This is a genomic window from Paenibacillus sp. J22R232 (genome assembly GCF_056269165.1).
Genome location: NZ_JBWDNK010000002.1, coordinates 498478 through 512392, shown reverse-complemented (window position 1 = coordinate 512392; position 13915 = coordinate 498478). Strand labels below are relative to the sequence as shown.

Genomic DNA, 13915 nt, shown 5'->3' with positions numbered 1-13915 from the left:
CCTCACAGGCGAGCTCTCTTAACTATAGCAGCAGTTTATACCGCGTACATGCGTTCGCGAAGTGCTTTTACTTCCGCGCTTTCTAGATATTCGTCATAGGTCATCATTCGGTCGATTACGCCATTCGGCGTAATTTCAACGATTCGGTTTGCGATCGTCTGTACGAACTGATGGTCATGCGAGGTGAAGAGAATCGTGCAATCCGTATCCGTCAAGCCATTGTTAAGCGCTGTGATCGATTCGAGATCCAAGTGATTCGTTGGCTCATCGAGAATAAACACGTTAGCGCCCTCAAGCATCATCTTAGACAGCATGCAGCGGACCTTCTCGCCCCCGGACAATACGCTTGCTTTCTTCATCGCATCGTCGCCGGAGAACAGCATGCGGCCAAGGAAGCCGCGAATGAACGTCTCATCCGGATCCTTTGAATACTGGCGAAGCCATTCCACCAGATTCAGATCAATGCCGTCGAAATAAGGGGAGTTGTCTTTAGGGAAATAAGCCTGTGACGTCGTTACGCCCCATGAATAGCTGCCTGCATCCGCTTCAACTTCCCCGACAAGCAGCTGGAAAAGCAGCGTCTTAGGCAAGCTGTTCGGACCAACAAATGCAACCTTGTCGCCTTTGTTAAGCGCGATGGTTAGATTGTCGATTACTTTCTCGCCATCAATCGTTTTGGTCAATCCGTCAACCAGCAGCAGCTGTTTGCCTGCCTCGCGCTCGCCTTTGAATAGGATGAACGGGTATTTACGGTTCGACGGACGAATATCGTCAAGCGAGATTTTCTCAAGCAGCTTCTGCCTTGACGTCGCCTGCTTCGCTTTCGATTTATTCGCGCTAAAGCGCTGAATAAACGCTTGAAGCTCTTTGATTTTGTCTTCCTTTTTCTTGTTCTCGCCGCGCATCAGCTGCAAGGCAAGCTGGCTTGACTCATACCAGAAGTCGTAGTTGCCGACGTACATTTGGATTTTGCCGAAGTCAATGTCCGCAATGTGCGTACATACCGTGTTCAGGAAATGCCTGTCATGGCTGACTACGACAACGGTGCCTTGATAGTCGGCAAGGAAATCTTCCAGCCAGCGAATGGACTCAATGTCCAAGTGGTTGGTAGGCTCATCGAGCAATAGAATGTTCGGTGCGCCGAACAATGCTTGAGCCAGCAATACGCGTACCTTCTCGTTTCCGCTTAGCTCTGCCATTTTCTTGTCATGCAGATCCGGCGTGATGCCAAGGCCGTTCAGCATTTCAGCCGCTTCCGATTCAGCTTCCCAACCGTTCATGTCCGCAAAATCTGCTTCCAGCTCGCCTGCGCGCATGCCGTCCTCATCCGTGAAGTCCGCTTTCGCATACAGCGCGTCCTTCTCCTTCATGACTTCATACAAACGCTTATGCCCCATCATAACCGTCTCGAGAACGACTGACTCATCGTACTCGTAATGGTTCTGCTTCAGAACGGCTAGCCGTTCGCCCGGCGTTATATGCACTTCTCCGTGCGATTGTTCTACTTCACCGGATAATATTTTGAGAAAAGTCGATTTGCCGGCGCCATTCGCGCCAATCAAGCCGTAACAGTTGCCTGGCGTGAATTTAATGCTTACATCTTCAAAAAGCGCCCGCTTCCCGTAACGGAGCGTTATGCCACTTGTACTAATCATTCGTTTAATCCCGTCCTTCACTACAAAATCAGTTTATATCGAACCATTATACCACAGTATGCTCGGAAACCGAACCCTCTTTTGCCTTTGTCGCGGCCTTTTCGCAGGGTTCGCTTGTTGTTAAACGTTATTTGTCAGAGGCTGCATGCGTAAAAAGCCCTCGTAGAAGCTTTCTGCGGACAGCAAGCTTCTACGAGGGCTTACGCGTAGCGATCACATCGTCTTAAGGCGCAGCGTCGCTGGTTTAGTCCCAGTTCAGCTTGACTTCGTTGCCCGTACGGGATGATTCGTAAATCGCGTCTAGGATTCGGTTATTGGTATAACCGGATAGAGCGGATGTAATCGGCTGTTTGCCTTCCCGGATACATTCTACGAAGTGGCGGCTCATCAGAATCCGATCCTCTTCGCCGTCCAGAGGTTCAATATCGCTTTCGGCAACGCCCGTCTCAGCATGCGTTACGTACTTGCCGTATTTGCCTACGATCGCGACGCCGCCTTGCGTTCCCATGAGGTGAATGAACGGCTCCTCCGATAGAAATGCCGCATGCGCAGCCCAACTGACTTCCAATGACAGGGTTGCGCCGTTATCGAGCTTGATCAGCGCGGAAGCAAGATCCTCAACGTCATAGTATCCGTCCCAGTTCGGCGTTCCCCAGTTGCCAATGCCCTCGCGCTTCGGTCCGAACTCTGCATAGGTTGATCCGTATACGGATACCGGCTTCGGGTTACCCATTAGATACAGGGATAAATCCAGCATATGAACGCCAATATCGATTAGCGGCCCGCCTCCGGACTGATCCTTGCGCGTAAACCACGAGCCCCAGCCCGGAATGCCTTTTTTGCGGAACCAACCCGCTTTCGCGTTGTATACCTGTCCGACATCGCCATTGTCAATGTGCTGCTTAAGCGCGCGGCTTAGCCCGCTCCAGCGCATTTGATGCGACATCATGAGGATTTTTCCTGATTTCTCAACCTCTTCAACGATCTCGCGCGCAGCATCCGAATTGATTGCCATCGGCTTCTCCAATAGAACATGCTTGCCGTGCTTCAGCGCTTCAATCGCAAGCGCAGCATGGTAGTTGTTCGGCACGCCAATAACGACGGCATCAATCGACGGGTCCTCAAGCAGCGCTTGCGGATTTGCATGTACAGTCTCGATACCGTGCTCGGATGCCCGTTGCTCGGCAAGCGGCAGGTAAACGTCCGTTACTGCCACGACATCGATGCCTTCTACCGCTTTGAATGTTTGCATATGGATGCTTCCGATCGCGCCTGCCCCGATAATGCCAAGGCGTATGTTAGCTTGACTCATTTGTTGCTCCTCCTTATAGGTTTGCTTGCAAACCTTGCTTCGTAAGCTTTTACTTAGGTTTGCTCGCAAACCTTGCTTCGTAAGCTCTAGCCTAGGTTTACTTGCAAACCTTGCATCGTTAGCTCTAGCTTAGGTTTGCTTGCAAACCTTGCATCGTTAGCTCTAGCTTAGGTTTGCTTGCAAACCTTGCATCGTTAGCTCTAGCTTAGGTTTGCTTGCAAACCTTGTTTCGTCATTATTTGCCAATCTATGCTCTAGAACAGTATAACCCGTTCCTCAACTGCCGTCATTGCGCGAATTTGGCGTGCATTTGTTCGCGTTTGTTATTTCCCCGATAATCGCCACGTCTCGCCAAGCGGCAAAATAACGATACGCTCATCCGGGATGCTTCGGCTCCTGCGCTCGGCTTCCAGCCGATCCAGCGCTTCGCGCGGCGTATCGTCGGCTAGCTTGAACGCGCCGAAATGCATCGGCACGAACCATTTGGCGGACAAATCATCGAACGCTTGTAGCGCCTGCTCAGGCGTAATATGCTGCGGTGCCATAAACCATTCAGGCTCGTAGGCGCCGATCGGCAGCAAGGCTACGTCAATCGGAAACCTTTTGCCAATTTCCTTGAAGCCTTGGAAGTAGCCGCTGTCTCCAGCGAAATAAATCGTCGGGAAATCCGCAATTTGAGGCCTCTCCTGTTCTGCCGCTCCGCTAAAGAACGGGTGCAAGCGATCAGTCGCCTGGGCTGCGCTTGCCGTCTCGGCGCGGGCCTCGGCACTTGCCGAAGACACCTTCGCAATCGAAGCGTCACTGCCTGCCGGCCTGCTCGCAAGCTTGCCGCTGCGCGACGCAGGACGCTCAATGACAAAGCCTCCCCAGTGCGAGCTGTTCGTATCCCAGGGACTGCGCCGCGTGGAATGCTGGGAAGGCACGAAGGTGAATTTGACGCCGCTAATCATAACGGATTCCCACCAGTGCAGCTCATGGACGCGGATAAAGCCTTTTTTTCGAAGCTTAGCCCCAAGTCCTGCCGGAACAAGCAGCTGCCTGCCACCGATCAGCCTCCTGAGCGAGTTGATATTCAAATGATCATAATGGGAATGCGAAATAAGGACAACATCGACAGGCGGAACATCGTCGATTGGAATACCCGGCGGCGAGAGCCTTTTTTGAAAAGCCATCTGGGTGGACCAGACCGGGTCCGTCATAATATTCAAACCGCCTAGCTGTATGAAAAAGGTCGAATGCCCCACCCAAGTGAGGGAAGGCCATTTTCGGTTATCTTCCAAATATGCGATGTCAGGCTCGACATTCGGAACGGTGAATGAATAATCCTTCATTCTCAGCCTGCGAATGCGCTCTTGACGCCATCTTTTGAATTGCTTCAACGATGTGTGCTGTTCAATCGGATCTATGTTGGCAAATCGTTTTAACCTCAACCGTTCATCCCTCCCCGCAAATTGTTTTGTTTTTATAAGATACCAAGGTGACAGCTTACATTGCAAATATGTTATTTATACGTAAAGCCTCCTGCCGCAAAATGATTCTGACCCGAATGCCGTACAACGTTCGCATCCATTTCTAAAATCAGTTACACTTGGTTATATAGGTTTTACACATAAGACTACGCTTTCGACGCAGCAAACGTTACTCAATTGCTGGAAACGAATGACGAATCCATCACCTTTTCAGGAGGTTTCCTTATGAAATTAATTTCCATAGAGCCCACGCCGAGTCCGAATTCCATGAAGCTGAACGTGGACGAGACGCTGCCGCGCGGCCGCAGATTTACCTATAAGGCGAGCGAGGCAAGCGAAGCTCCAGCCCTGCTGCAGCAGCTGCTTCAAATCAATGGCGTACGCAGCTTATTCCGCACAGCCGACTTTATCGCGCTGGACCGCAAGCCCGGAGCGGATTGGGCGGCCATTCTAGCGGCGGCTGGACAGCTGCTCCAGAAGGATGCCGCGGATGGAGAGCAGGCAAGCGGCAAAGGACCTGCCACAAGCTACGGCGAAGCGCAGGTTCTGGTCCAAATGTACCGGGGCATCCCGATGCAGGTACGCGTACAAATGGGCGATACGGAAGCACGCTCTGCTTTGCCTGCCCAGTTCGGCGAAGCCGTAAGCCGCGCTGCCGGCTCAGGCATGATTCGGGAGCGCAAGCTGGAGGAATTCGGCGTCCGCTACGGTGAGCCTGATGAGATCGCCGCTGAGATCGTCCGCGAGCTGGAAGCCTCTTATTCGACTGAGCGGCTAGAGACGCTCGTTCAAGCCGCGATCGAGCAAGGCCAAACAGGAATTGAGGACGGCGCAGCGCCATCCGTCGTTAGACCCGCGCCGCTTACGCTTGAGGAAGCAACTGCTCAGTTTGCCTCTCCCGATTGGCAGGTACGCTATGCGGCGCTGGACAGATATGTGTCCGCAATCGAAGGCTTGCCTCTGCTCGCAGAAGCGATCAAGGACGAGAACACATCGATTAGAAGGCTCGCCGTCATTTACCTTGGCGATTTGCGTGCTCCGGAAGCATTGTCGTATCTGTTCATTGCGCTCCGCGACCCGTCTACTTCCGTGAGGCGGACCGCAGGCGATACGCTATCGGACATTGGCGATCCTGCAGCGACGCAGCCGATGATTGAATCGCTTCGTGATAAGAACAAGCTCGTCCGCTGGCGGGCTGCGAGATTCCTGTACGAGGCAGGAGACGAATCGGCAATCGAGGCGCTCCGCGAGGCGGCAAAGGACAGCGAATTCGAAATCCAGCTCCAAGCCCAAATGGCGCTTGAGCGAATCGAGCGCGGCGAGGAGGCTGCCGGCTCCGTTTGGCAGCAAATGACGGCAGCGAGAAACAATGGCGAATAACAAACCCAGCAAGCCTGGCAATTCCTATTTTTGAATAGAACATCAAACGGGTGTGCAAGCTGTGAATGTCACAGCCTGCACACCCGTTCTTCTGTGAATGAAAAGAAATCATATTTACGCCCGGCTGACCCCTAGAATCCTTTCAATCTAATCGAACAGCGTCAATGAAATGTAAGCGACCATGCATGTTATGCATGGACAGAATATCGTCTCAAAAACATATAAACATAGTTTCGCTGGAATTGCATGTAATCGAATTGCAAGTAATCGAATTGCAAGCAATGGACAAAAAAGGCTGGAGATCGCTCTCCAGCCTTTCATTCATGCTTCAATATGCATTTTTGTGCGCTCAACCATTTAATGAAAAGCCTGCCTGCATACCTTTACCTAATATTTTCTAAGTTGCACTTACGGTTTTCGGTTTTACAAGAGCTTCCTTAGTTACCGTTTCTTCCTCTTCTGCCTGTCCTACCCGTTTAATGAAGAAGGAAAGCAACAGGCCAACGATTCCGATACCGACGATCACGAGATACGAATCATTAATACCTTGAATGGAAGCCTCTTTTATAAGTTCCTTAGAAGCAGTCGCCACTCCGGTTGCCGTCATTTGGTCAACGAGATGAGACTCGGTCCGGGTCGTCATAACCGTAACTAGCAATGCCGTACCTACGCCGCCTGCCACTTGCTTAATCGTGTTGGAAATAGCGGTACCATGCGCATTCAGTCTCGTAGGCAATTGATTGAGGCCCGCCGTCGTGATTGGCATTAAGAAGAGCGCCATCCCTAAGCGTCGTCCTGTAGACATGAGAACCAGATACGTATAACTCGTGGAATCCGTCAGATTAATGAATCCGAGTGTCGTTACGATCGTAATGGCCATACCGATAATAGACAACCATTTCGCTCCGAACTTATCGAACAGTTTCCCAGCCACAGGCATCATCAAGCCCATAAGGAGCGCGCCTGGGAGCATGAGTATTCCGGACTCCAACGCCGTATATCCACGGGCATTTTGCAAATACAAAGGAAGCAGCATCATATCGGCATACATGACCATCGTAACCGCAATGTTGATTAGCGTTGTCAGAGTAAACATGTTGTGCTTGAAGGCCCTAAGGTCAAGAAGCGGACTTTTGATAACCAGTTGTCGCCATGTGAACAAAATCAAGGCGAATACGCCTACTACGATAGACAGGACCACTTCCGTGCTTGACCAGCCCTTGCCGCCAGCGCTACTGAATCCGTAAAGAAGGAAACCAAATCCGATTGTTGAGAGTACCGCGCCCCACGCATCGATTTTGGGATAGGTACGTTCGGAAACATTTTTCAGATATACAAAAGCAACCACAATAACAAGGACGGCAAATGGAATGATGCCGTAGAACAGAGCACGCCATGAATAATGCTCCAAAATATAACCGGCTATTGCAGGACCAACGGCAGGAGCAAAGATGATAGACAGCCCCACCATGCCCATTGCAGCTCCGCGCTTGTCAGGCGGATAGATCGTAAGGATAACATTCATGAGAAGCGGCATTAAAATTCCTGCCCCTGCTGCTTGAATCAAGCGGCCGGTCAATAAAACTTCAAATCCGGGCGCAAAGGCTGAAACAATGCTGCCGATGAGGAAAATAATCATGGATGTTTGAAACAGCTCACGCGTCGTAAATCGCTGCATGAGGAACGCCGTTATCGGAATCAGAACGCCATTAACCAGCATATAGCCGGTAGTCAGCCATTGGCCTGTAGAGGCTGAAATATCAAATTCGACCATGAGCTCCGGTAAAGCAACGCTCATAATCGTTTGATTCAGAATAGCAATGAATGCTCCCAAAATCATGACAAACAAAAGCGGGCCTTTCTTAATCGTACTACTATCAAATGTTGCCGTTTTACTCATTTTACGTATTCCTTTCGCATTCAATTTACAACTAATTTACAGTGTGTGGTATAGTGAACTAGATGTAAATAGAATTATAATCACATATCCTATCGTTCACAAGCTACAGCTTTTATAAAAATGTTTATTAGTTTACGGTTTCAATCATTGTGTCGCCTATTTGATACATAATCTACAAATTGCGCAGAATCTGTCGCATAGCACGTCGAAGGAGAAAGGAAGTGCTTGCTCTTGTCAGCAAAACCAGTGCGAATAGATCCGCGTATTCTTCGCACGCGCCAATTAATAAGAGACGCATTTATTGAATTGCTTCATGAGCTTGAGCCTGAGAAAGTAACCGTGAACCGCATCGCGGAGCGAGCGACGATTAATCGCGTTACCTTCTATCTTCATTATCGGGATATTCCGGATATGATCGATAGGCTGGCAGAAGACATGATTAACGAAATGCAGGCCATCTTGAAGGAAGCGCATAGCCAAACCGTTTTCAACGTACAAATCATCGTCAAAATGCTTGAGCACATCGCGGAAAACTCGAATTTTTATAAGGTTCTGCTGGCTTCCAAGCGCATACCCGTCTTTACGGAACGGCTCATGGAGCTGATTGCTGATCTTATCACCACTCGGATGAACATACTTGAGGAATCCTCAACCTTGATCGTACAAAAAGATATCGCGATCTGGTACGGCTCCGCCGCATTTATCGGCACGATTGTTTTCTGGCTTCGAAATGACTTACCCTACACGCCATTATTTCTGGCTGCGCAGCTTGCAGAATTGCTTCATCTCCCTAAACCAGAGTCGCTTTAACGAAGCTCCCGCTTGTTTGCCACATACATCGTAAAAAAACCTTCAACTCCACTTTTTTGTGGAATTGAAGGTTAATTGTGCATAATATGGAGGCCGACTCTCGTGTGTCCTTTTGGGACGCCATCTGCATTCAGACCCTATTATTTGCCGTATTCCAGCTGCAAGCGGACGAGCAGCGATTCGTCTCCCGCATAAGGCTCGTAGCTTGCCCGATAGCCTACGGCTATGTTGATTTGCTCGAACGCTGCTTTTAGCGCCTCCGGAAACCGGTCTCCTTGCTCGTAACGGAATGCCAAGCTCGCTGACCGCGAATCCAGTGCCGTACGAATGACCTGCGCGAGCTGGTCTTCGCTAGATACCGTATACTCAGGATCGAGCCAGTGCAGGCCAAGTGCCAGCTTCAGCTTGGTGAAGCGGCTGCGTTCACTGGAATGGCCTTGCTGCTCCAGCTCGCTTATCGTATCCGCATACGATATTGTTGCTGACGGGTACGACTTCGTCCATTGATGGTCAGCCTTCAGCTCTTCGTCAGTCCGCAAATAATAATTGTACCTAATGGTAGATTGTTCAGGATTAGCCGTTTTCGTTAGAACGTCTTTGTCCGCTGCTTTAATGCCGACCGGGTCATCCCATGTAAAATCAAGATGGTACCATGCATGGCCAAGCTTTACCATATTCCACGCATGCTCTCCCGTATTCACGGTGCCCTCAGCGATTAGCGCCGTCAGCCCGGCCTCTTTAAGCATCTTGTAGCCTAGCAGCGAATAGCCCTGGCATACGGCCTCGCCCAAGGTTACCGCTTGATAAGCTGTGTAATGGGACAACGATTGGTCATACTCCACGTGGCTCACGATCCAATCATGGATCGCTTTGATTTTCTCATGGTCATTCATGCCGGGCTCGATAATGGCTTGCAGCGCCTTTGCTACTTCGCGGTCGACGACAGCTGTCTGCTCGAGAGTCTCGCGGTATCTTGCTTCGAGAGCGATCGTCGATTTATTGCCCCAGCTGCGAATCGTATAGATGTAGGATTCAAGAATATAGGCGGAGTAGTCATCATGTTTGAGCGCTAACCGAATGACATCCGTCATTTGATCAGACAGTTCTTGCTTGTCCCCCGTATACGTAACCGAGAATCGCTCTGATCGTGCCTGAAAATGTTTTGCGATCTCAAGCTCCAGCGCCTCCAGCTTATTCGTCTCGCCCATGGTCGCCACCTCTTCCGACTCGGCCGCTGCGGGAAACAAATCCAGCTTAAGATCTAGCCAGAACGCGGCAGCGATTATGACAACAACGACTAATAGTTTGGATCCTACTCTCTGCATTCGAACCTCCTAAACGGTATGCGAGGCTAATTTCTCCTATTCAGAAGCATGGCATCGCAAGTCTTTTTAAAAAACAGCAACGATTAATAACTATGTAATGAAACTGTAATGTTTCTCTCAGCTTGGTTTCATCTTATGCTTATATAATGAATTCATGACCCCCCTTTATTATATATTCTCTCTTGAAGCCTGCAGCCTCGTGCCGCGGGCTTCCTTTTTTTTATCGGCAACCATTAACGTCTCTTGCAGGAAAGGCAATACGCTCTCCCAGAAAGCAGGGTCCTGCTCCGATTGGCTGTGACCGTTTCCCGAAACAAACAAAGTGCTTACGACTTCACCCGGCAGCTCATCCTTTAATTGCTTCAAATCCTCTGAGCTAATGAAATCATCGCCTACCGCATGTACCATCAATACAGGCGTTCGCCCAGCTCCGGACCTTCCCGCCCGGCGCAGAAGGACTTTCGGTATGTCAGCTTCCTTGAACTGGGTAAGTGATATTTTTGCGCGAATAAGCCATATCCTCGGGATCAGATAGGCTAACGGAAATATCGGTATTTTTTTGCGCCGCAGCTCCGACTTCATCATCGTCTCGAAGCGAACAGGCATAGAATCAGTGATCACGCAGCTTACCTGCAAGCCTCGATCCAGCGCAAGAAGCGCGCCGAAGCCGCCAAGCGAATGGCCGATAATGGCAATTCGTTTCGTATCGATTCCCGGTAAGCTCCTCGCCGCTTCCACGGCGGCCAGCACGTCATCGCGAAACATAAGCGCCGATGGAGCCGCAATCGACTCGCTATCTCCGTGGCTTCGCGCATCATACATGAACACCGCATAGCCCGCTTCATAGATCGGCCTTGTATAACGGAGTACCCGCGTGCGGTTAGAGCCCCAGCCATGGGCAATCACGACGAGCGGGGCAAGCCCCGCCGCAAGCAACGCATCGTTAGCCGGCTGCAGCAGCCACCCTTCGAGCCTGGAGCCGTGGCTCATGAACGTGTGCCGCTCCCACTGCGTCAAAGCCTCAGGGGACTCTCCATTCGCAAGCTTACGCGGCGTCTGGCTTTTAACCCCCATTTGCCAGACAAGCGCAGACATGAGGGCGATGAGCAGTATAAGTACGATTATCCCTATCAAGACAACGTCCACAAGGCTGCCTCCTTTACGCTACAATTCACGCACGGCATCTACGAATTGCCGTGCCCTCTTCGTGACCTGCTCGAATTTCCCATCGCGAATCCACTCCAAATTAACGAGCTTGCTGCCCATTCCGACGGCATTGGCACCTGCTTTGAAATAATCGGCAATATTATGCAAATCCACCCCGCCTGTGGCCATCATCGGAATAGCGTTCAACGGACCGCGTATTTCCTGCAAATAGCCTATACCTAGCGTTCCCATCGGGAAAATCTTCACAGCCTCGGCTCCTGCCTTCGAGGCCTTGACGATCTCTGTCGGCGTCATCACGCCCGGCCATACGGAAATGCCGCGTTCAAGGCCATATGCAATGACTTCTTCGTCCAAATTAGGAGAGATAAGAAACTGCGCGCCTGCCGCAACCGCCTGCTCAGCCAGCTCCAAGTCCGTTACCGTACCCGCTCCAATCGCAGCCTTTGCCCCGAATTTGGCACGCCATCGATCGATCATCACCGCCGCGCCTTCCGTATTCATCGTAATTTCCATCATATGAATGCCGCCGTCGATCAAAGCCTGCCCAGCCGCATCCGCATGCCGGTCCTCAATTCCCCTTAGTATCGCAACGATTTTGTGCTGCAGCAGCAGCTCAAGCATTTGGCCCATCAGCTTCTCCCCCGCCCCTTATATTCCTTTATGCCCAAAATTGCTTTAAAATCCGCAAAAATAAATTCGGAAACGGCAATGTTTCCATATCTTCTTTGCCAATCCAGCGATAAATGCTCGACGCTTCAGCTTGTCCCGTGCGTGCTTCAGACGTATATTCGCCAGTAGATTCAGCCGCAACAAGGGCATTGCCCTTGCCTGTCGACGCGGCGGCAGCTTCAAGCGACGCTGCATCCTCGCCTAAATCAGCCAAATAAAACCGCATCTTCCAATGAATATGGCTGAAAATATGATCGGCATCCGTGAACCAGCTTCGCGGACGGATTAACATTCCCGTATCCGATTCAAGCATTCTGCTGATCATCTCAGCGAGCTCCCCCTGCTCCTTTGGCGCCGTATCGGCTAGCAGCTTCGCTTTATCCGGCGGCAGCAGCAGATGAGGCAGCTCCCACATCTGGGCAAGCAGCCCCGTCTCCGGACGCTGGCGCACGAGTATCTTGCCTGCCTGGTCCCCGCTTCCCATTACGATAGCTGCCGTCCTGAATTCCGCTCGGGGCGGCTTCGCTTTCGTCTTAATCGGCAATTCCGTCTCCCTGCCGGAGAGTCTCGCCGCGCAATGCTCCATGACGGGACAAGGCAAGCAGCTTGGCGACTTTGGCGTGCATACGAGTGCGCCCAGCTCCATCAGCGCTTGGTTAAAGTCTCCCGCAGCCCCTTCGGGAATAAGAGAGGCTGCCAGCTTCTCAATGCTGACACGCGTGGACGGTTTCGCAATATCGTCCTCCAGGCAGAAATAACGCGAGAGCACCCGCATGACATTGCCGTCCACGGCAGGCTCCGGACGATTGAACGCAATACTCATGATAGCCCCGCTCGTATAAGGACCTACGCCTTTAAGGCCGGCAACGGATGCTTTATCGTCAGGCACGATCCCGCCGTAACGTTCCTTTACTTCTTTGGCGCCTGCTTGCAGATTCCTTGCCCTTGAATAATAGCCGAGCCCTTCCCAGCTCTTAAGCACCTCGGTCTCGGGTGCCTCCGCAAGCGCGGTTACCGTTGGAAATTTGCTCATAAACTGATTATAGTAAGGAATAACGGTATCTACGCGCGTCTGCTGGAGCATGATTTCCGATACCCATACCCGGTAAGGATCCCTGTTCATGCGCCATGGCAAATCACGCTTAATAAGCCGGTACCATCCAAGCAGCTCCGTGCTAAAAAACGTTTTTATTTCGTTCTGTTCCACTAGCTGTTTTCCTCCTCGATCGTCGCATTGGCAGAATGCAATCGAATACTGCCGTTATGCTTGCCGATCCGTCTATATTGGACCGGCGTAATACCTGTATATCTTTTGAACAGCCTCGATAAATAATGATTTTGCATGCCTACCTGCTTCGCAACCGTCGCTACTGGAAGATCTGTTTCCATTAGCAGCTGTTTCGCTAGCGCAATGCGCCGGTTAGTGACATATTGAATCGGCGAGCAGCCCATAATGCTTTTGAAGGATGTGATGAAATAATTCGGATGCAGGAAGGCGAACTTCGCCAGCTCCTCTACTTGGATATTCGCATGCAAATTAGCTTCGATATAAGCAAGAACCTCGTTCCACTTGATCTCGAACCCGGATTCATGCAGCGTTTCACGCTGGGCATGGCTTTGATCCAGGTAGATGGCAAGCAGCTCCAGCAAGATCGCCTTCAACCGAAGCTCCCTCGTCATCGAGCGCATCTGCTGGCATTCCACCAGCTTCGTGAACAGTGCCTTAATCTTGTGCCTCTCCTCCACATAAATGAACCGAGGCAGCTGCAAGGAATTGATAACCTGCACGTCGCCAAGCTCCAGACGGAAGTGGCACCAATAGCGGCCAAACGGTTCTGCGCCATCCGTACCAAATGATTGTAGCGTACCTGCAGGCAAAAAATAAAGAGTTCCCGGCTGAATGATATATTTTTCTTCTCCTACATCAAGCCAGGCTTTTCCTTTCTCGCAATAACAGAACCGAAAAAAATCCGGCTCCGACCTCTGCTCGATCCAGCCTGGCATGCTATCCGTATATGCGCTAATGAGGACCTCGGCTTGAAGCTTATGCAGTTGGTTTTGTAAAATACTATCTATTGTCGGTTTCATGAATTCTCCTGTAACTTAAATTGCGATATAATAAAGGAAACGTAATTGTTATCGTTAACTAGCTTCTCTATTATACGAATTAATGTTGCAAATTCATATGGACGTCTTGTGAATCCACCTTGATAAGTCCAAAAATTCCA

Annotated in this window: 11 protein-coding genes; 2 read left to right on the top strand and 9 right to left on the bottom strand. The window is 50.8% G+C overall.

Annotation, left to right across the window (positions count from 1 at the left end; translation table 11 throughout):
• Positions 1 to 35 precede the first annotated feature (35 nt).
• The 3 genes from AC0YN3_RS08590 to AC0YN3_RS08580 all read right to left on the bottom strand — a co-directional run bounded on the left by AC0YN3_RS08590 (position 36) and on the right by AC0YN3_RS08580 (position 4397).
• Positions 36 to 1655 carry an ABC-F family ATP-binding cassette domain-containing protein gene (locus AC0YN3_RS08590; RefSeq protein WP_475774689.1) on the bottom strand — a complete coding sequence of 540 codons (1620 nt, stop codon included), beginning with the start codon at positions 1653 to 1655 and terminating at the stop codon, positions 36 to 38.
• A 244-nt stretch (positions 1656 to 1899) separates the two neighbouring features.
• Complete coding sequence (locus AC0YN3_RS08585; RefSeq protein WP_475774688.1) at positions 1900 to 2967, bottom strand: Gfo/Idh/MocA family protein; 1068 nt, start codon at positions 2965 to 2967, stop codon at positions 1900 to 1902.
• A gap of 323 nt (positions 2968 to 3290) precedes the next feature.
• Entirely contained in the window at positions 3291 to 4397 is a 1107-nt protein-coding gene (locus tag AC0YN3_RS08580; RefSeq protein ID WP_475774687.1) for an MBL fold metallo-hydrolase, read from the bottom strand.
• A 264-nt stretch (positions 4398 to 4661) separates the two neighbouring features.
• Between AC0YN3_RS08580 and AC0YN3_RS08575 the strand changes: the two genes are divergently transcribed.
• Entirely contained in the window at positions 4662 to 5816 is a 1155-nt protein-coding gene (locus AC0YN3_RS08575; protein ID WP_475774686.1) for a virulence factor, read from the top strand.
• Between the two features lie 397 nt (positions 5817 to 6213).
• Here the strand turns inward: AC0YN3_RS08575 and AC0YN3_RS08570 are convergent, their stop codons facing one another.
• The gene (locus tag AC0YN3_RS08570; RefSeq protein ID WP_475774685.1) at positions 6214 to 7716 is read right to left on the bottom strand and encodes a DHA2 family efflux MFS transporter permease subunit; all 1503 of its coding nucleotides are present in this window, start codon (positions 7714 to 7716) and stop codon (positions 6214 to 6216) included.
• 231 nt (positions 7717 to 7947) lie between these two features.
• On the opposite strand from AC0YN3_RS08570, the gene AC0YN3_RS08565 reads away from it, so the two are divergent.
• Positions 7948 to 8526: a TetR/AcrR family transcriptional regulator gene (locus AC0YN3_RS08565; protein WP_475774684.1), complete on the top strand. Its 579-nt coding sequence runs from the start codon at positions 7948 to 7950 to the stop codon at positions 8524 to 8526.
• A gap of 140 nt (positions 8527 to 8666) precedes the next feature.
• On the opposite strand, the gene AC0YN3_RS08560 is transcribed toward AC0YN3_RS08565, so the two are convergent.
• The 5 genes from AC0YN3_RS08560 to AC0YN3_RS08540 form a co-directional block, all read right to left on the bottom strand.
• Entirely contained in the window at positions 8667 to 9851 is a 1185-nt protein-coding gene (locus AC0YN3_RS08560; protein ID WP_475774683.1) for a transglutaminase domain-containing protein, read from the bottom strand.
• Positions 9852 to 10019: 168 nt separating this feature from the next.
• Positions 10020 to 10997: an alpha/beta hydrolase gene (locus tag AC0YN3_RS08555; RefSeq protein ID WP_475774682.1), complete on the bottom strand. Its 978-nt coding sequence runs from the start codon at positions 10995 to 10997 to the stop codon at positions 10020 to 10022.
• 18 nt (positions 10998 to 11015) lie between these two features.
• The gene (locus AC0YN3_RS08550; protein WP_475774681.1) at positions 11016 to 11648 is read right to left on the bottom strand and encodes a bifunctional 4-hydroxy-2-oxoglutarate aldolase/2-dehydro-3-deoxy-phosphogluconate aldolase; all 633 of its coding nucleotides are present in this window, start codon (positions 11646 to 11648) and stop codon (positions 11016 to 11018) included.
• Positions 11649 to 11676: 28 nt separating this feature from the next.
• Positions 11677 to 12894, bottom strand: coding sequence for an A/G-specific adenine glycosylase (gene mutY / locus AC0YN3_RS08545; RefSeq protein ID WP_475774680.1), 1218 nt, complete (start codon positions 12892 to 12894; stop codon positions 11677 to 11679).
• The gene (locus tag AC0YN3_RS08540; RefSeq protein ID WP_475774679.1) at positions 12894 to 13775 is read right to left on the bottom strand and encodes a helix-turn-helix domain-containing protein; all 882 of its coding nucleotides are present in this window, start codon (positions 13773 to 13775) and stop codon (positions 12894 to 12896) included. The genes mutY and AC0YN3_RS08540 overlap by 1 nt, the downstream gene beginning before the upstream one ends.
• Positions 13776 to 13915 lie beyond the last annotated feature (140 nt).